Origin of the sequence: Luminiphilus syltensis NOR5-1B (assembly GCF_000158175.1) — a bacterium.
Lineage (GTDB): Bacteria > Pseudomonadota > Gammaproteobacteria > Pseudomonadales > Halieaceae > Luminiphilus > Luminiphilus syltensis.
In genome coordinates this window covers 1380566-1400399 of the sequence record NZ_DS999411.1, presented here as the reverse complement: position 1 = coordinate 1400399, position 19834 = coordinate 1380566, and the positions used below count along the sequence as shown (strand labels likewise).

At 56.0% G+C, this 19834-nt stretch carries 14 protein-coding genes; 7 read left to right on the top strand and 7 right to left on the bottom strand.

All coding sequences use genetic code 11. From position 1 onward, the window contains the following. Nucleotides 1-74 precede the first annotated feature (74 nt). Nucleotides 75-1538, bottom strand: coding sequence for a helicase HerA-like domain-containing protein (locus NOR51B_RS06300; protein ID WP_009020140.1), 1464 nt, complete (start codon nt 1536-1538; stop codon nt 75-77). Between the two features lie 683 nt (nt 1539-2221). Between NOR51B_RS06300 and NOR51B_RS06295 the strand changes: the two genes are divergently transcribed. From NOR51B_RS06295 to NOR51B_RS06285, 3 genes are all read left to right on the top strand, one after another. Next, on the top strand, nt 2222-4978 hold the full coding sequence (locus tag NOR51B_RS06295; RefSeq protein ID WP_195891474.1) for an AAA family ATPase: 2757 nt from the start codon (nt 2222-2224) through the stop codon (nt 4976-4978). Next, entirely contained in the window at nt 4971-5786 is an 816-nt protein-coding gene (locus NOR51B_RS06290) for a mechanosensitive ion channel family protein (protein ID WP_009019257.1), read from the top strand. Before NOR51B_RS06295 ends, NOR51B_RS06290 begins: the two co-directional genes overlap by 8 nt. A 138-nt stretch (nt 5787-5924) precedes the next feature. Continuing rightward, the gene (locus NOR51B_RS06285; RefSeq protein ID WP_009021070.1) at nt 5925-6404 is read left to right on the top strand and encodes a YybH family protein; all 480 of its coding nucleotides are present in this window, start codon (nt 5925-5927) and stop codon (nt 6402-6404) included. 77 nt (nt 6405-6481) lie between these two features. Here the strand turns inward: NOR51B_RS06285 and NOR51B_RS06280 are convergent, their stop codons facing one another. Beyond that, nucleotides 6482-7984 (bottom strand): phospholipase D family protein, encoded by a 1503-nt coding sequence (locus tag NOR51B_RS06280; protein ID WP_009020151.1) that lies wholly within the window; start codon nt 7982-7984, stop codon nt 6482-6484. A 156-nt stretch (nt 7985-8140) separates the two neighbouring features. Continuing rightward, nucleotides 8141-8965: a hypothetical protein gene (locus NOR51B_RS06275; protein ID WP_040481866.1), complete on the bottom strand. Its 825-nt coding sequence runs from the start codon at nt 8963-8965 to the stop codon at nt 8141-8143. A 360-nt stretch (nt 8966-9325) separates the two neighbouring features. Between NOR51B_RS06275 and NOR51B_RS14910 the strand changes: the two genes are divergently transcribed. The 3 genes from NOR51B_RS14910 to NOR51B_RS06255 all read left to right on the top strand — a co-directional run bounded on the left by NOR51B_RS14910 (nt 9326) and on the right by NOR51B_RS06255 (nt 14023). Further along, complete coding sequence (locus tag NOR51B_RS14910; RefSeq protein WP_009019430.1) at nt 9326-9868, top strand: high-potential iron-sulfur protein; 543 nt, start codon at nt 9326-9328, stop codon at nt 9866-9868. 325 nt (nt 9869-10193) lie between these two features. Continuing rightward, nucleotides 10194-13640: a pyruvate carboxylase gene (locus tag NOR51B_RS06260; RefSeq protein ID WP_009018908.1), complete on the top strand. Its 3447-nt coding sequence runs from the start codon at nt 10194-10196 to the stop codon at nt 13638-13640. Continuing rightward, the gene (locus NOR51B_RS06255) at nt 13640-14023 is read left to right on the top strand and encodes a GFA family protein (RefSeq protein WP_009021658.1); all 384 of its coding nucleotides are present in this window, start codon (nt 13640-13642) and stop codon (nt 14021-14023) included. Before NOR51B_RS06260 ends, NOR51B_RS06255 begins: the two co-directional genes overlap by 1 nt. Before the next feature lie 156 nt (nt 14024-14179). Here NOR51B_RS06255 and NOR51B_RS15375 read toward each other — a convergent pair whose 3' ends face one another. Continuing rightward, nucleotides 14180-14524: a hypothetical protein gene (locus NOR51B_RS15375; RefSeq protein ID WP_154647620.1), complete on the bottom strand. Its 345-nt coding sequence runs from the start codon at nt 14522-14524 to the stop codon at nt 14180-14182. 55 nt (nt 14525-14579) lie between these two features. Beyond that, complete coding sequence (locus NOR51B_RS06245; protein WP_009019043.1) at nt 14580-16454, bottom strand: flavin monoamine oxidase family protein; 1875 nt, start codon at nt 16452-16454, stop codon at nt 14580-14582. Nucleotides 16455-16799: 345 nt separating this feature from the next. Between NOR51B_RS06245 and NOR51B_RS06240 the strand changes: the two genes are divergently transcribed. Then, a complete protein-coding gene (locus NOR51B_RS06240; protein ID WP_009020924.1) occupies nt 16800-17750 on the top strand; it encodes an META domain-containing protein in 951 nt (316 codons plus the stop codon). A 9-nt stretch (nt 17751-17759) separates the two neighbouring features. Here the strand turns inward: NOR51B_RS06240 and NOR51B_RS06235 are convergent, their stop codons facing one another. Both NOR51B_RS06235 and NOR51B_RS06230 read right to left on the bottom strand, forming a co-directional pair. Next, on the bottom strand, nt 17760-18452 hold the full coding sequence (locus tag NOR51B_RS06235) for a hypothetical protein (RefSeq protein WP_009021587.1): 693 nt from the start codon (nt 18450-18452) through the stop codon (nt 17760-17762). Between the two features lie 71 nt (nt 18453-18523). Further along, nucleotides 18524-19489 carry an NADP-dependent oxidoreductase gene (locus tag NOR51B_RS06230; RefSeq protein WP_009021522.1) on the bottom strand — a complete coding sequence of 322 codons (966 nt, stop codon included), beginning with the start codon at nt 19487-19489 and terminating at the stop codon, nt 18524-18526. Between the last annotated feature and the right edge of the window lie 345 nt (nt 19490-19834).

Genomic DNA, 19834 nt, shown 5'->3' with positions numbered 1-19834 from the left:
CCAATCCATCGGTAGTTTTCAACACTGGGGGCCGCGGGCAAGCACTGATGATCCGGCAATCGATCGAGGGTTAGCTATTTGAGTAGGGACCCCATCAAACCGCGAAACAGTTTGCGCCCCAGACTGCTGCCGGCGGCGCGCGCGAGACTTTTGACGAATGCCTCACCCGCACTTTCGCGACCTCGACCCGGCGATTTCTTTTTACCCTGTGTTTTGGCAGCGCGCTCGGCAAGGGATGCCTCCTCCTGCGCCTTCAGCCTCGCCGCCATACGCTCAAGCAAGACCTCATGAGCCGACCGGGGGTCGATCGATTCACCGTAACGGCGCTGGTTGATATCACGATCCATCAGGGCCTTGCGCTCCTCCATGGTCGCCTTGCCCATACGTGAATGCGGCGGGCGAATCAGAACCCGCTCCACCACTGAAGGAATACCTTTATCTTGCAACATCGACACCAGGGCTTCGCCAACCGCCAGCTCAGTGATCGCGGTGACCGTATCGAGTTTGGGATTAGCCCGGAACGATTGCGCTGCGACCTTGACCGCCTTCTGTTCCTTTGGCGTGTAAGCACGAAGCGCATGCTGGACCCGGTTGCCCAACTGACCCAGAACAGCGTCGGGAATATCTGCCGGGCTCTGGGAGATGAAGTACACTCCCACGCCCTTTGACCGTATCAACCGGACTACCTGCTCAATTTTCTCGAGTAGGTGTTTTGGCGCATCCTTGAATAATAAATGGGCCTCATCAAAGAAAAACACGACAACGGGCTGCTCCGGATCTCCCAACTCGGGTAGATTTTCAAACAGCTCGGAAAGTAACCATAATAAAAATGTGGAATAAACGCGGGGGCTCATAATGAGCTGATCGGCCGCGAGTACATTGATGACACCGCGACCATCGCGGCTCACCTGCATGAAATCTTCAAGCTCCAGGGCAGGTTCACCGAAGAACTGTTTGCCCCCCTCGCGCTCGAGCATCAGCAGGCGCCGCAAAATCGCATTGATCGATGCCTTGGAAACGCCGTAACCAGAACCCAGCTCTTTGCTGTGTTCACCCAGATAGTCGAGTGTTGTGCGCAGGTCGGCGAGATCGACCAGCAGCATGCCCTCGTTGTCGGCGAACTCGAATACCAGATTAATCACACTTTCCTGGGTCTCGTTCAAATCGAGCAGCCGCGACAGTAACTGCGGCCCCATTTCCGAAATCGTCGAGCGCACAGGCGTGCCCTTCTTCCCAAAGACATCCCAAAAGGCAACCGGATAACCGCGCTGGCTATAACCTTCAATACCGATATTCTGCACCCGCTCATCAATCTTCTTGTGTGGCTTACCCGATTGACTGATTCCGGAAATATCGCCTTTCACGTCCGCCAGAAACACGGGGACGCCGAGATCGGAGAAGCCCTCCGCCAGACATTGCAGGGTCACCGTCTTTCCGGTGCCCGTGGCACCGGCGACCAGACCGTGCCGATTGGCATAACGCGGATTGAGAAAAACCTGCCCTGCATCCGAACCACCGATAAGAAGGCCTTTTTCCATTGGGGTACTCCAGTAATGATCTAACCGATGATGCGCGGACCCGCCGTTTGACCGCGACATGTTAATACTGCTCTCAATTACAATGCTCCCAGCTCTACCCATTATGCATGAGTCTTCCAAAGTTTCGCTGAGATAGCAGTCCTGCAATCCCAGAAATAAGATCCTGAATCGCTAACATTCGCCCCACCCAAGGCATTTCTGATTTATATCGGTGGCTACTGCGAGAACGTTATCGATAAAGCCGGTGGGCGCAAGGGTACATACGCGCACTTGGTAGTACACTGGAAACGTATCAACTTACTGGAAAAGACTCCGTAAACTCAATGAGATGACTAAAAATCTGCATCTGTCATTACTTGACCGTAACAGCCTCTACCGATGTTCGACGGTCGTCATCACCGCTGTTCTGCTGCCGAACGCGGTCTGAACCCAGCAACGTCCCGGGGACCTTGGAACTCTTATCGAAACAATCCATTGGGTTTATGCTTTGCGCTGATAAACTTTGTTGAAATCAGTAAATGATTCGGCTCGCGTGACTAGGTTTAGGGAGACTGGCATTTCTGCCTCTTATCATGGCATTACCTAACAGCAGCATCGCACACACAGGGGTGCTCCTTAACAATAGTCCGCACCCATTGAGACGATGGGGAGCGCTGCTCAGCTCGTTGGTTTTTGGAACCTGCTTGTTATTGACGATAAGCCAGAGCGCGTCTGCCCAGGAGTCCGCCGCCGCGGGAGGATTGTGTCAGGACGAGGCGGTTCTACTGTCAAAAGCGCAACGGCGCGCTGAAAAATTGGACACTACCCTCAACCAGATTAAGGCGGTTATGGCGGGTGAGCAGCATCGGGATTTCGCGTTGAGCGATGTCATCGATGTGCTGGATTCAGATCTTACGGCGGCTGAAGAGTCTATGCGCTCCTGGCCGGAAAGCCTTGCCTGCGGGGAACTAAGAGCCGACTACACCGCGGCCCGAGGGAATGTCGAAGCGAATCTGGTTGAACTCGAGGTGCTTCAGCAAAATTACTGGGTCGCGCTGCCCGAAGTGGCACGTCAGGGATTGCGCGATATCCTGGGAGCGTTCCAAACACTGCGCGAAAGCTTTTCGACCTCTTCGGCCATGAGCAGAGGAACACCGGCTGATGGCGCGTTGGAGAACTCATTAGCCGAGTTGGACAAGCTGCGCTCGGCCTATGCCACCTTGCTTCCAACATTGGATGCAGACATTTCCTCCGCCGAAATTCAAACCTGGCTCAACCGGTGGCGTGAGGCTGTTGCCCTGGTCGCTTCTTTGGAAGCAAGGGAAGATACCCTGGAGCAACTGAGCCCTCAGTCTCAATTCGATCTTCAGAATCACTTCAAGCTGCTTGCACTCACCGCAGGTAAAGTAGCGATCGTCTTCAATCGCATCCGAGCTCATTTGTGGACAGAGCATCGAAAAGATTTCTTGAAGGTCTTGCCGCGCCTTGAAGACCGAGCCCAAATGCTTGGCGATGAAGCACTGGCAATGAAAAATGGGGTTCACTGGCTTTACCTGAATACACTTGCCGGACAATTCAGCACACAGCATCGTGAAGACGCCCTGCTGTGGCGAATTCTTCTGGGTATCGAATACTTACTGGGCTTGGGTGCTTTCGCCGTTCTGGCGTTGGTTGCAAACCGCAGCCAGACTATGGGAGAGGCCTGGCAGCAACGATTTGCATTGCATTCCCGCGGCAATCGCAATCGAATCCAGATCGTACGCCTGACCAGCGGACTACCGCGGTGGCTGCCCTGGATCATCGGCTGGTTTGGGCTGGATCTGCTCGAACAAATACTGATAGACAACAAGCTGTTTCTGCTACTGCCCATTTTGCCGCTGGCAAAGCTCTTCGTGCTTTACGGTTTTTTGCGTCTCTGCGGCGTTTGGTTTTTGCAACGCATGACCGAACTGGCCGGGGTCTACTTACAGGACGAACAGCAAAAAGCCATATGGCGTGGCGCCTCCAATGCGACGCTCATCGTTTTGCTGCCCCTGTTTACAGAGGTCGTATACGATCTGATTATTGGCCCGTCCCTGACCCTGAGACTGCTCGACATCGTCAGCCTGGTAACGCTGTTGATCGCTTTTGGAGTGCTCCTGAAACCCTGGGAAACCGAGTTCGTGAAAGCATTGGAGTATTTCCTGCCAGAGAGGCTCAATGCCACTTGCGAACGTATATTCAGAGGTTTTCGCTTTCTGATACTGGCTCCGCTAAGCGCGCCATTACTGGTGCTGATGACGCTTCTTTCTTTCCTGCACAAGCTATTCGTTCACTTTGACTGGTACCGCCGCTTAATGGCTCGCAGCTTCCTGCTGCGTTCCACAGTACAGGAAGGCATCGCCGACAAGGTCTCTGATGAGAAGGCCTTTAACGACTATCAGCAATGGTTTCGCACCAGCGAAAACCGGGAAACTCCCTTTATTCGCAATGAACTGGCCGATCGACTTCAGAAGCATATCAGCGACTGGTTGGCCGAACGCTCCGAAGAAAATACCTTGTTGCTGTATGGCGAACGCGGTGCTGGCAAAACCAGCTCACTGCTGAGGGTTGCGAGCCAGGGCGCCGATGCGGATATTGCGCTGATACACGTTGATGTTCCAGCGAAGACCAATACAAAAGCACAGCTGGCAGCACTGCTCGAGCCTTTGCTTGGCGTATCGCTGGCAGATGGACCCTCCGAACTCGTTCGCTCAGATGAAGACAGACCGACAACGGTGGTGATGATCGACAACGCCCAGAATCTCTTTCTCCGTTCAGTGGGCGGACTTGCCGGGTGGGAATTCCTGCTCACGCTTACCCGATCGCGGCTGCGCAATGTCTTTTGGGTCGTATCGATCGATAGCCAAAGCTGGGCTTACCTGGCCAACGTATTCGGTCGCTACCATCAGTTCAATATTTTGCTGCAATGTCCTCGCTGGAGTCAGGGTGACATTCGCTCACTGATTCTCTCGCGCAACCAACTCAGTGGCTACAAAATCACCTATGATCAGATTTTACTGTCTACACGTGGACCCGAAGCTGGAAGTCTGCGTAACGCCGAACAACTCTACTTCAGCCTGCTCTGGGATGCCTGCAAGGGTTGTCCGGGGCTCGCACTTGAGCTCTGGCTGAGTTCGCTGGTAGTCCGGCCCGGGGCAGTCAACGTCGGGCTCCCGGAAGAGACCAATGCCGCCGCTCTTGAGCGACTGGGAGAGGATCGCTTCTTCGTCTACGCGGCACTCCTTATTCACGAAAACCTGAGTACTACTGAGTTGGTCGAGAGTACCGCCATTCCGGAAAGTCAGGTCCGCTCAGCACTGCGCAAAGGATTTGAGCTGGGATTCATTCGTCGCAGCGTAGACCGACGATATCGAATTGAGCCCATGTGGTATTACCCGATTACACGACTACTCGCACGGAAGAATCTGCTCCATGAATGAAGAGGCGTCAGCACTGATGGGCGAGCTTTCTATGGTTGCCGATATGCTGGAGGGCGGCAAGTTACTCGCGCTGTTCATCGGCATTCTTGGCATCTGGGCTGCAAACTGGATACTGCGGCAACTCGCTGAGGGCGTGATGAAGCGCTTGCCTTCTCGCCGTTTTATCATCCTTCAATTTGTCACTCTGACCTCTTTCATTCTTTACATCGGCGGTGTCATTGTGCTCATCGTCGCCGTACTACAGCCCCCGAGAGAATTTTTGCTTGCCATCGCCGGCTCCGCGGCGGTCGCGATTGGTTTTGCGTTAAAGGATATCGCGTCCTCTCTGGTCGCCGGTATTCTGTTGCTATTCGAACGGCCTTTTCAGGTGGGCGATCGGGTGACCTATGGTGAAACCTACGGCACCATTACCGCCATCACATTGCGATCGGTTCGTTTACAAACACTCGACGACAATACGGTCACAATTCCCAATTCCAGCTTTATTACCGATATCGTCTCGTCTGGAAACATGGGGGCGATGGACATGATGGTCACGGCGGACTTCCACCTCGCGCTCGATGCTGACGTCGATAAGGCTGAGGAGATCCTGCAGCAGGTGATCGTGACCAGTCGTTTCACCTACCTGAAGAAACCCATCAAATTTATTGTTGAAGAGGTAGAGATTGCCGAGCGAATCGCCATACGGCTGAGAGCAAGAGCCTACGTTCTCGATGTGGATTACGAGAAGCCGTTTCTCACGGACATTACACGTCGGGTTTCGAAGTTATTTATCGAAGCCGGGATTGAGCGACCCAGTCGATTATGATGGCCTTACCGTCAAGATTCACCAGCGCTCTTACGTCCTAAGCCCGATCACTGGCCCAAGCTGCCTCATTGATTTGCATTGCAATTTAGTACACACGCAGTTAGGTTTTAACACACACTCCATTTACAGGATTTCGTTATGAAGTTATTTGCATTCATCGGCAAAGCCGTGTCCTGTCTGTTCTTGGTCATGCTACCTTTTGCTGTCTGCGCCGAACACCACGGCGACGAGCACGCCGATCTGTATGCGGCCATTGCGGCCTTCGACGAGTCTTATTCTACCAATGACCCCGATACCTACTTCGGTCTCTACGCTGAAAACGCTACGGTTTATTTCTTCGGCGCGCGTCAGGATATGGCGGAGTATCAACAGTTCTGGAAAGAAATGATAGGCGCCGGCGGTGGCGTAGACAAAAATGAGGTATCCGATCTGGTGGTCCAGATCATGCCCAGCGGCGACGTCGCCGTTGCCACTTCGTTCATCGATAATCGCACACGCTACCCAGACGGCGAAATTTCGGAGGCCCGTGCGTTCGAAACCGATGTTTGGCAGAAAATTGACGGGGAATGGAAGATCATCAGCCTGCATTACAGTGAAATACCCGACGCTACCGACTGAAAAGCACTGCGGTATTCATTACGTCAAAGGCTAGCGTAGGAATTTCGCGTTTTAAACCGATGACAAATGCGCGTCCTCTAGAGCTCCGACTCCAGAGGCAGCGTAGAAAGAAACCAATCCTCGATCCGCTGCATAAAGGAATCCGCGGGAGGTTCGTTCAGTAAGGTTTCCCCAGAACGCCACATCAATTGGCCCTCCTCATTGCGCGCCACGTTCCAGGCATTACCGGCCGAGAAATCCACCGCCGTAGCCTGGCGCAATTGTGCGTTCAGCGGTGCACTCTCGATAAGCAGCCCCAGCTCGGTGTTGATCTTCAGCGAACGCGGATCCAGATTGGCACTGCCCAGAAAAACAAGGTCATGATCAATCAGTAACACTTTGGCATGGATCGCGAGCTCCTTTTGCGCAATTGGCTCTAGCATATACAAGTCACGCTCACTGGCATCAGCACGCACCTCGTAGAGCTCGACGCCCATATCGACGAGGGTCTCAATATGATTTCGGTACGCGCTGTGCGCTGAGAGATGGTTATTCGAGCGCAATGAATTGGTCAGCATGCGCACGCGGACATTGCGCTGGCGCGCGCGCGCAACAGCACTTTCAAGCTCTGCCGTGGGTATCAGGTAGGCGGACAGAATAATGACCTCTTCAGAGGCGCCGTCGAAAAGTTCGACGATAAAATCGGCGACCTGGACCGGCGCCTCCGATTCCAGCGCCGGGTTTTCCTGCGGAGGTCGGTCCGCAACAACAGTAGCGCCACCGCGACTGCTACGTTCGAACACTGAGCTCCAATACCGGGCAAGCCTGTCTGCCGGGTGCTCCTTATGCAGAGTCGGAGGATCAACCTGTTGCTCCCGAGTGTCGATCGATGGATCGGCAATCTCCTCAAGGGGAATCGACCATGGACCATTCCAATAATCATCAAAGGCGGCAGACAAGTCGCCGATCACGGGCCCCCGAAGCAGCACTTCAACATCACGGAAATTACCCTCAGGATGCAGCCCAAAGTATTCGTCAGCCAGATTGCGACCGCCGGCGACCGCAATTTGTCCGTCGACAATCATCGCCTTGTTGTGCATTCGATGATCGAGTCGCTGCAGTTCGAGCAGGTTCAACGCTTCCGCGCTGATGAAATCGATGCCCCGTTGCTTGTGCGGGTTATAGACTCGAAACGCGATGCGCTCGTGGTCAGCAAACTGCAAAAGAGTCCGGTCTCTCCCGGTCAGAAAGGTATCGTCAATCAGGATGCGCACCCTGACCCCGCGCTCAGCTGCCGCCAATAAATGACGGGTAACGGCCACCCCGGCAGTGTCAGAGCTCCAGAGAAAAGTCTGCAAATCGATCGAGGTTGCGGCGCTGTCAATCGCGCGCAACCGGACATCCAGTGCATTCATACCCCGATTCAGCAACACATGCTCGTCGTGATCGGGGCGAACACTCAGTGGCTCCCACACCCGATCGTTGCTAACGCCACTGGACAGCTCGGGCGCCTTGTTTTCTGGAGCCAGCGGTGAACAGCCTGCAATCCCCAACAGCACAATCCAACCGAAAAACAGCGTACGTGTTGAACACTGTGGCATAGCTAACTCCCGAGACTAACCCCAAGCTGGAATTCTATGGGGTACTTGTAACGTATGGCGTAAGCCCTTGTACAGGCCTGAACCGGGGAACACTCAGGAAGGGAAGACATCAGCGCCCATCCCGTCGGCACTGCATCGCGCCTAATGCAATGACGATTACAGGTCGAACTTCAGGTAGACAATGGCGCCAGAGTAGCCCCAGTCGAAATCGCCGTCGAAATTACCGCGCTCGATACCGATATTGAAATTAACGGCGTTGTAGCCCAGCCCTAGTGAAAAACGATCCGTTGCCCGGTAATCAATGCTCACGCGAGCATCCGAAAGCGAGCCTGTGTACTCCTCGTACTCGAGCGCAAAAATTTCCACGGCGCCGCGCAACGTCCAGCGATCGGATAGGTAATACGCGCCCCTCAGCCCACCCACCGGTAACGGAGCCGTCGCCCCTCCCCCGGCGGCGGCACCCTCCAATCCCCTGACGGCAACCCTGACACCAATATCGGCGATGTAAAGTCCTCCCGTTGCACCCAGAAAACCCCAGTCCCGTTTCATAAACAGCCAGGTGTAGGAGACTTTATAAATAGAGAGATCCACATCGGTGTCTAGCTGAGTATCGATCGTGTAGAGTTTGTCTTGCCACGTGAACTCTTTTTCTAACTCTTTGCTTCTTGAACGGGAAAGATCAAATACACTGACGTCTACCCGATGGTTCTCCGCAAATCGCCAATAGCCGTCGAAGCGAAACACGGTATCGGAGTTTTTAACACCGAGGTCCGCTTCCAGGTCGATTTCATCACCCGGATCCACATCACCGCTTATCCGCGTTTTACTATTCTGGTCGGTAAGAAATAAACCGACAGCGGCGCTGAACTCAGGCTCTATACGAGTATCGGCTGCAGAGGCGCCCAAGGGAAAAAGGATAATAACGAGGGCCGGGAGCAAAAGGGCACGAAGGGCCCTTACTGGTGTCAACGCGTCGTGCATATTCGGGCCCCATCTGAAGCGGAATGAAGGAAGGATTTCCAGAGCGATAAGTTTCCCACTATTTTCCGCTAATGTCAGTCGCTCCTCAGGACACAGGTGAGTCCGCACACAGACTTCATGTTCCTACGCAGTGTCCCCAACGAGTTGCGCCCACAGGGAAACAGCGGAGGGTAATGGCCGTCATTCACTGGGACACGGGGTCGTCCGGTCGATCACTTGATCAGGATCTGAAGCACCCATTCAATCTACGGGGTGCGCCGGGTCGCCAAGGCGGATAAGATCATACGCGTGATCGGCACTTCCACGTTGTGCGTAGGGCCTTTTATACGTCCGTTCAAAACACCAATCGGGAGAACACCCATGCAGTCTGACAAGACCAATTTCGAACAACGGCGCAAGTTGCTGGCGCTTTTGGGCACCGGAGCCGTGGCATTACCGGTACTGGGACTTACCGGCTGCGGTGGCGATGACAGTTCGCCCACCGCCGCTTCGCTGCAGGACTCAGCCAGCGACGCGGCTGCGGCAATGGAAGACACCGCGGAGAGCGCGATGGAAGAGGCGGCAACTGCCGCTGATACCGCCGGGGAAGCAATGACCGAAACCATGGAGGCCGCCGAAGACGTGGTTGAAGAAACCGCGGAAGGAGCCCAAACCATTGCCTCCGATGCCAGCAGCGCCATGGCGAAGGTCGACGAAAATGGTGCTCAGGCACAGGGCCTCGGATACCGTCATGATGCCACCACCATCGACACGTCGGCGCAGCCGCGCTACGCCGCCGGGCAACAGTGCAGTAACTGTGCATTGTGGCAGGGTGGCGACGCCGAATGGGGTGGCTGCCCACTGTTTGCCGGCCAACAGGTGAAAGCAACCGGCTGGTGCACGGCGTACAACAAAGCCGGCTAAGCCATAATAACGCACGAGCGCTGGTGTAAAAGGCCAGCACTCGTGCGTTGATGACTGGCCCCGTCCCTGCTGCTTTCGAGTCTGCGGGTATCAAGCAAGAGCCCATCTGGCTTTGAGAGACTATTCGATGAGGCGCGCCGAATAAGCGTCAGAGCGTCATTGCCTGCACCCCGGTCTTTCGCCCCAGCGTAGTGCCTGCTTGCACCCACGATACCGCCCTCACCCGGCGGAGCCGGCCTTTTTGAAGTCGATGAAAAAATTTCACCACACGCCTCGCTCACGGTAGGGTGTCGGTATCGACGGCAGAACCGTCTGGAGAGGTGTCATGAAGTCCTTTGAGAAAATCCTGGTCGCCAATCGATCGGAAATCGCGATCAGGGTGATGCGCGCCGCCAATGAGCTGGGCAAACGTACGGTTGGCGTTTACGCCGAGGAAGACAAGCTTAGCCTGCATCGATTCAAAGCCGATGAGGCCTATCAGATCGGGGAAGGCCTGGGCCCCGTGGGTGCGTATCTCTCGATTGATGAACTCATCCGCGTCGCCAGGGAGACCGGGGCCGATGCCCTGCATCCGGGCTATGGTTTGCTCAGCGAGAACCCCGATCTCGTCGATGCCTGTCGCGAGAACGGTATTGCCTTTATCGGCCCGACCGCGGAGACCATGCGCGCGCTCGGTGATAAAGCCTCGGCCCGCGCCATTGCCATTGAGGCCAATGTGCCGGTCATTCCGGCGACGGATCTTATCGAGGAATCCTTGAGCGGCATTGCCGAGCAGGCGGCTGAAATCGGTTACCCACTGATGCTGAAGGCGAGCTGGGGTGGTGGCGGTCGAGGCATGCGGCCCATTGCCGGACCCGATGAACTGGAGGAAAAAATTCGGGAAGGCCGCCGGGAAGCCGAGGCCGCGTTCGGCAACGGTGCGGGCTATCTTGAAAAAATGATCGAGCGCGCCCGCCACGTTGAGGTGCAGATCCTCGGTGACCAGCACGGCGCGATTTACCACCTCTGGGAGCGCGACTGCTCCATACAACGCCGCAACCAAAAGGTCGTGGAGCGCGCACCGGCACCGTACCTCAGCGACGAGCAGCGTACCGAAGTCTGCGAGCTGGGCCGACGTATCGCCGCCCACGTCGGTTATGAGTGTGCCGGCACCGTTGAGTTCCTCATGGATATGGATACCGAGAAGTTCTATTTCATTGAGGTGAATCCGCGGGTTCAGGTCGAGCATACGGTCACCGAAGAGGTCACCGGCATTGATATCGTCAGGGCGCAAATCCTGATTGCCGAGGGACACACGCTGGCTGAGGCCACGGGGGCTGCGGACCAGGACGCGGTCAAACTCGATGGCCACGCGATTCAGTGCCGTATCACCACCGAAGACCCCCTCAACGAGTTTATTCCCGATTACGGTCGGATCACCGCGTACCGCGGTGCCACCGGCATGGGGATTCGCCTCGATGGCGGCACCGCCTACTCCGGCGCCGTCATCACCCGTTATTACGATTCCCTATTGGAAAAAATTACCGCCTGGGCGAGGACCGAAGATCAGGCGATTGCGCGAATGGATCGCGCACTACGCGAGTTTCGTATTCGCGGCGTGAGTACCAATATCGCGTTCGTACAGAATCTGCTCAAACACCCGGTCTTTCTTGAGAAGAAATACACCACCCAGTTTATCGATACGACCGATGAACTCTTTGATTTCAGGATGCCCGCCGATCGCGGCTCCAAGCTGCTGAATTACATCGGTGAGATTATTGTCAACGGCCACCCGGAAACTGAGGGTCGGCCCAAGCCATCTGCCAAGGCGCGCACGCCGCGTCGACCGGCACTCACGGTTAAGTCCCCGCCCAATGGCTCTAAACAGATACTGGAGGAGCGCGGTGCACCAGGTTTAGTCGAGTGGCTGTGTGACCAAAAACAGGTTCTTATGACCGATACCAGCATGCGGGATGCCCACCAGTCGCTACTGGCGACGCGCATGCGCTCCATCGATATGGTCCGTGTAGCGCCCGCCTATGCCGCCAACCTGCCGCAACTGTTCTCACTGGAATGCTGGGGAGGCGCCACCTTTGACGTGGCCTACCGCTTCCTTCAGGAATGCCCTTGGCAGCGATTGCGTGATATTCGGGCGGCGGTACCCAATATCATGCTACAAATGCTGCTCCGCGGCGCCAACGGCGTGGGTTATACCAATTACCCCGACAACGTGGTGCGCCACTTTGTCGCTCAGGCGGCCGAGACCGGCGTCGATGTGTTTCGTGTCTTCGACAGCCTCAACTGGGTCGAGAATATGCGGGTTGCCATGGACGCCGTGATCGATGCCGGCAAAGTCTGTGAGGGTACCATTTGCTACACCGGCGATATTCTCGATCCCGATCGCGCCAAATACAGCCTGAACTATTACGTAGAAATGGGCAAAGCCCTGCGCGATGGCGGCGCACATATTCTTGGCGTCAAGGATATGGCTGGGCTGTTAAAGGCCTCCGCGGCGCGCCCGCTGTTCACCGCATTACGCGATGAAGTCGGCCTTCCCATCCATTTCCACACCCACGATACCAGCGGCGCGTCCGTTGCCACCTGTCTGGTCGCTGCAGAAGTCGGGGTCGACATTATTGACGGCGCCATGGATGCACTGTCAGGCAACACCTCACAACCGACACTCGGCTCCATCGTTGCGGCCCTCGAGGGAACCGATCGCGCGACAGGCCTCGACCCCGCCAAAATTAGGGAGATCTCCAATTACTGGGAGGCGGCGCGGGAACACTACGCAGCCTTTGAATCGGGTCTTCAGGCGCCCTCTTCCGAAGTGTATTTGCACGAGATGCCGGGCGGCCAGTTCACCAATCTCAAGTCCCAGGCACGGTCGCTGGGTTTAGAAGACCGTTGGCACGAAGTCGCGCAGGCCTACGCTGACGTGAATCAGCTCTTTGGCGATATTGTGAAAGTTACACCCAGTTCAAAGGTCGTCGGTGATACGGCCCTGATGATGATTTCCCAAGGGCTCAGTGCCAATGATCTGGCAAACCCCGAAGTGGACGTGTCCTTTCCGGACAGCGCTGTCGATATGATGCGCGGCGATCTGGGCCAACCGCCAGGTGGTTGGCCGGAGGCCATACAGCAACGGATTCTCGGCGACGAATCGCCGTACACCGAGCGACCCGGTTCACGATTGGAAGCCATCGACCTCGAAGCCACGCGTAAAGAACTCAGCGAGCAACTCGGTGGCATCGATATCGATGACGAAGATCTGAACGGGTACCTCATGTACCCCAAGGTCTTCACGGACTATATGCAACGGCATGCGATTTATGGCCCGGTACGGGTGCTGCCCACCAACGTGTATTTCTACGGCATGAACGACGGTGAAGAAATTTCGCTGGATATCGAACCGGGGAAGACACTGGAGATTCGCTGCCTGACCACCTCCGAGCCCAACGAGGAAGGGGTCGTCAAAGTATTCTTCGAGATTAATGGCCAACCTAGGGTGGTTCGCATCGAGGATCGTCGCATTGCGGCGACGCGAACCCGACAGCCTGTCGCCGAGGTGGGTAATCCACTGCATCTCGGTGCCCCCATGCCCGGCGCCGTGGTGTCCATTGCCGTGCAACCGGGGAACGAGGTCAAACAGGGTGACTTGCTGATGACCATTGAGGCGATGAAGATGGAATCATCAATCCGCTCCGATCGCGACGGCACCATCGGTCAGGTTCATGTCCAGCCCGGGGCGCAAATTGATGCCAAGGACCTGCTGGTGGAATTTGAGAACTGATGGCAATGAAAGCACCCGATGAGTGGCTGGAGGGTGGCTGCCACTGCGGCGCAGTGCGTTTTTCCATACGGGTACAGGAACAGCGTGCCATCGCCTGCAACTGCTCGATGTGCGCCAAAAAGGGCATGGTTAATGTGATAGTGGAGCCTCAGGATTTCAGATTGCTAACGGGAGACGAGGCCCTGACCGGCTACCGCTTCAATACACGCAAGGCCGAGCATTTGTTTTGCAGTCACTGCGGTATTCACCCCTTTAGCCGCCCGCGCTCACATCCGGGGGCCTATGATGTGAATGGTCGCTGTCTGGATGAGGGTGTGGACGACTGGGAGATTGCGGTATTCGACGGGCAAAACTGGGAAGCGAACGTGGGGAGTATCCAGTAGGGCGTGCCACATGGGTGTCACTACCCATCGTGCCGGTCGCTCCGATCGCGCCAAACGGTTTTAGCCCCGCTATGGTATTAGCCTGAGTGACCAGGGGAACCGGAAATTTGTGATTGCGCACCCCATCAATGTCAAATATTATTGACATTTATTACGTCAATAATTTAATACAAGGCTAACATCATGGACACAAACACGTTTTCCCGTAACGTACTGATAGTCGCGATGACCGGGGCCTTGTCGGCGGGTGGCCTGGCGCTCTCCATCACGGCGCAGGCCGCACACCACGAGTCCGATAAACATATGTCCGACCACGAGCATCATCACGGCGACGATGGGCATATGAGCGAACATGACCATCATCATGACTCGGATGGTCACGACAACGAGCATGATCACCATCACGACGACGATCACGGCGGTGATCATGAGCATCATCATGGGGACGATGGCCATAATGACGAACACGAGCACCATGATGTCGAGGGCGCTGGTGATCACGAGCATCATCACCAGAGCGAAAGCTAGCAGGTCCGGATAGGGGAAAGCGTAGGCACTACCGCTCGGTCATACCACTGACCGCCCGGTGCGCCTGTTCAATTGCCGCTTCGGTCATTGCATTTGACGCCGCATCGGTGCCCGCGATCGCGATATTGCCAATACTGCCTCTACCCTCCACCCAGGGTTTGCCCCCTTCCCAGTGCTCGGGGTACCAGGCCACCTCTCCGGTCTCAGGGTGGGTGGAATAGGCATAACCATGGGACCAGCGATTGACCGTAATACCCCCAATATCTCGATCGGGATCAAAGCCCGCAGGACCATACATGCGACCGCACTGCTCCCGAATATTGTCTTCAAAAGTTGAAAACGGCGTTTCCAGCAATCGCGCTCGACCGATTCGAAATTGATCGGCAGCCGGCTCGCCAGGTGCCAGCGGAATGTGCTGCATATGTAGAATCACCGGATCATCCGGCGTTTGTGCATAACGGTAATCACCGTAACTCACGGGATGCGTCAGCATCGCATACTGAAAAAAGCTGCCCGGGCAGTTCAACCGCCAGGCTTGCGACTCGGCGATGGCACGCCAGTTCTTGAGCAGCACGCTGACGTAGACCAACGGCGCTCGGACCGAGGTCGATAACAAAGCTGTTTGCTGCGGCGTCAAATCAGGGCAAACATAGGGGAGCATGGCGTGATAACCCGCCCAAATGACCTTGGTGGCAGCGACGGTTGTCGCTTTCCCGTTTTTGACGTACGTCACATCCACCGGTGCATTGAGATCACCTCCCCGGTGCGCCGTTCGCACCACCGTACTGTTCAATCGAATGCAGGTTGGATTGGCAGGTTGGTCCAGAACGCTGTAATCAAACACGGCCGTCACGACGTCGTCGACCGATCGCGCCGGTGTCGTTTCGGGAACGAGGCGAGTGACCAGCAGCCGTGCAATCGTCGCATTGCCATCGGGAAAGCGCACACGATCCGAATCGGAATGGCCGCCGGTACCGGCAATGGTTAACTCACCCAGATCAATGTCGCCGAATCCGGGGTAACCGGAATCCCAGGCGAGCCAGGCGGGGCAGGCATCTGCGCCGATGGCCCATACACCCTCGGGCCGCTTCTGAATGATGGCCAGCGCCTCCTCTCCCATACCCGCGTATTGCTTCAGATAGTCGCGGTAGCTCAAGGTCTCAAGAATCCACTTACGCTCCGCCGTCGTCTGGCTATCGAGGTAGGTTATTTTATCGGCAAACAAACGCCGGATGTCGGCCTTGGCACGGTCGGATAGCGGCATAGCCGCCAGTGCTTCAGGGACTGACAGATCATCAACAATAACCCGGTCAGCACCGAAGGTTTCCTTATCGAGAAAGTAACCCGACGTGAGGCCCATTTCACGAAACCGATCGAAGTGATTGAACGCCTCATCCGTGTCGTAAGTCACGCCGAGTTCCTGAATCAGATCCCGTGCCACCTGGGGGTAGCCCCGGGGGGATTCGACGAGCATGGTGCCCCCGAAACCGATCAGCGTCTCCCCGTCGAGGGAAAATTCGTTGCGCTTGGCGTGGCCGCCGAAATCGTCGTGATTATCAAGAATCAATATTCGAGCGTCGGGATCGACGTCGCGGCGGTAAAAATAGGCGGCGGATAAGCCGCTGATGCCCGCGCCCACAATGATGAGATCGAACTGCTCGTCGCTGCGCCCGCCCTCCCAGTGTTTACCCTTCACCACACCGTGTGCCACTTCGAAGGAGCCGGGGTGCGAGCCGCGCATACCGGTCAGAGCCGGCGGGTAATACGCACCAGCCCCGGCATAGGTCAAATCCGATCGACCCATTCCCAGCATCGATCCTCCGATCGCAATGCTGACGCCATTGAGAAAGTCTCTGCGTGAGATGCCGTTCCGTTTGTGCGATTTAGGCTGTTTTGGACTCACGCTTTCACCTCCGAAACTGTAAGTATTAGCTGATGCCAGACTCAATTCTTCATGCGCCGGGCCGCGTCTGTCCATCGCGCCTATAAGTCACTACTTTTGTCTGCGCGGATAGGCCTGGGGTGCCCGATCACTTTGCAGGGGAAACATACCCATCGCAGAAGATGCGCCTGGGAGCCTCTTTAATAATCCGAGCAAACACTCGATAGCACTCCCCGGATCACGAGGTACCCCGGTATCCTCGACAGTTATGGCGGACCCGAGCCTGAGCTAATGCGCTACCAGAGACGCCATCATCTGGCTTATCATTCGCTGCGACGACTAATGCGATCACATCGAGGGGAAAGCATGTTTTTACGGGCCGCAATAGGTTTGCTTGCACTGCTGTCTTCTTCCGCCGATTCGCAGACCACGCTCCCCGATCTTACAGGCACTGCCTGGGATCTGGTATCTATCCAATCGATGAATGACACCATCAGCCATCCCACCGCTGACGGTGATTATCGATTGATCTTCGGCGTGGATGGCTCGGTCTCGGTTACCGCGGGCTGCAATCGCGGCTCAGGGAGTCTCACCGACTGGCGCCCACCCCGATTGGAGTTTTCCCAGTTTGCATCCACCCGGGCACATTGCGGACCCTCCTCACTATCCGATCGTTTTCTGAGCGAACTGGGATGGGTGCGCAGTTTTGTCTACGACAATCATCGGCTGTATCTGGCAACTATGGCGGACGGCTCCATCCTCGAATTCAAACCAGTACCCGACGCCGTAGCGACTGCCACAGTTGAGGGCATCAGCATCATTACCACTGATCCCGACAGCCTGCGCAGCATTATCCTCACCCAATTACTGGATCGTTATGCGCTCGAAAACAATATCGTTGCCCGCGACGCCGACATTAATCGTTATATTGCCCAGAAAGATAAGCGCCTCAAAGAGATGTTGGGATCTGATTACGAGGATACTGCGAAACTGGACGAGGGCGAGCGCGAAGAAGTCGAGCGCATTCAGCGAAGCATGGCTGAATCAATGATTAAAAATTGGAAAACTAACAAAGCCCTCTACGAGCAGTACGGTGGGCGGGTGGTTTTTCAACAACTGGGGCCGGAACCGATGGATGCCTATCGTCTATTCCTGGCCGGGCAAGAGCAGCAAGGCCGGTTCAGCATCCATTCAACCGATCTGGCATCGGCATTCTGGGCATTTTTTGAGGACGACGAGCGGCATTCGTTTTACACGACGGAGAAACTGGATGAAGCCGGCGTCTTTGACAATCCGCCCTGGGTAACCAACGACTGAGTGGCGTAGTCAGCCCCCTTCAATGGCGGCCAGCGGGATTTCCCAACGATCACCATTATCGAATTCAAGCATCCAGATATCACCTTCGAGACGGGCAGATACCTCGCGGTTAGTGGCGTTCACGTAATCGGCCATAAAATTGATCGTGAATCGATCACCAGCAGGACTCAGTACGACAATCGACGCCTCACCACCGGCCATTCGAAGAATCCCCCCCGGACAGCTTCCATAATCGGCCTCTCCCGCCACCTTGCAGCGAAACAACGCGGTCGCATCATAGTCGTCGGTGGTAAATGGCTCGGTAGGGTTACCGGGGTCAGCGGCCTCCAACATCGATGTATTCCAGTAAACGTAGACGCTCTCCTCGGGGAATCGGAAAATCAGTCCCTGGTCACCCAAATCACTTTGGCGGTACACCGTGTCGCCACTCGCATCTGAATACGTTCCGTCCGTCTCGCCCACGGGCAGTAGATCGTGCTCGACACCGTCGGATCGGGTAATAACGACATGCCCCTGCGCCTGGTAAAAACGACAGGGGAGCGTTGCGGTGCTTTGATCAGAGTCCGCGGGATAAATCACGCAGGCGGCACCGGTAGAGTCGGCCAGAGAGAATGACGGAAGGACTAAAATCGCGATGAGTATTGTCAGTGTGGCGTTTCGCATAATATCGACCCGATGGTGGAAAAAGAGTGTTTCAATCATTGACGCTTCCTGGCAACTCGTCAACACCGGCTGCCGAGACCACACTTCGTACAGTGAGAGGGTCGTCGCTTTCAATCAAGGACTTTTACCTCCAGCACCAGCTTGCCCCGCGTCCGCCCACTCTCCGATCGTCGATGCGCCTCAGCAGCCTGATCGAGAGGCAGCACCTCAGTAACAGGAACCGGCAGCGTACCCGCCTCATAAAGAGCCGCCAGATAAGCGAGCATTTCACCATCGGGTCGATGGTGAATGAACTCGGCACGCACGCCTTTCTGCTTGATATCAGGCATCTCCGGCGGCTCGTTATTCATATAGGCCACAGCACCACCGGGTTTCGCCAGGCGAATCGCCGTTTTGGCAACGTCGTCATCGAGCAGCGTCTCCAGGACCAGGTCGAGTCCATCGGGCTCGGCCGCGTTGATCACCGCCTCGTAGGATTGCTCGCGGTAATCGATCACCACATCGGCACCCAGCGACTTCACATAATCCACATTCGCCGAACTGGTCGTGGTGTACACCTTGGCACCGAGAAATTTCGCCATGGGAATAGCGACACTGCCTACACCACCAGCACCCGCCTGTATCAAGACAGTCTTGCCTTCACTCAACTGTCCGAACTCATACAACGACTGCCACGCAGTAAGACTGACCAGAGGCAATCCCGCGGCCTCGGCAAAAGAAAACCGACTTGGTTTACGGGCAATGGCATCGGCGTTGATGGGCAGGAACTCGGCGTAACTGCCATGCTGGATCGACCAGGTAAAAGCCAGTCCGATCACATCATCACCCACCTCCCAGTCGCTGACCTCATCACCAACCGCAACGATGCGACCAGCCACATCCCAACCCGGGACCACGGGGAAGGTCCGGCTGATGTATTCCTGCAACTCACCGCCTCGAAGCCGGCGATCGATAGGGTTCACACCGGCAGCCGCCACCTCGACCAGCACCTGGTTCGGTGCGATTTCAGGCACGGGTAGGTCGCCGACTTCCAGTACGTCAGCCCCGCCATGTTCGTGGTAATACACTGCCCGCATCGTTACATCCTCTGATTGAATCCAGGATAAGCATGCCTGATCAGCCGCACGCCGCCATGACCACACACTTTAATCCAAGACTATACCGGTTGCCGGTGTCTTCGATAGTCATCGGAAGACTTCTCTTTGGCAGAATTCAGGCGGCGTTAAAGCGGTACATCGCGGGCTGGCAGCACAAAGGCCCACGCGATTCCTCAATCAGCGCGTTATACGATACTCGCTGACGACTACCCTTATGTCTTGAAGTCGCTGCGGCAGTCGGGAGTCCTTTGAACTCCTCCGATGCTCCAGCAAGGTCAGCACACTGCCAGAATCACTCGTCGACGCTCAAAGGACTGCCGCTCA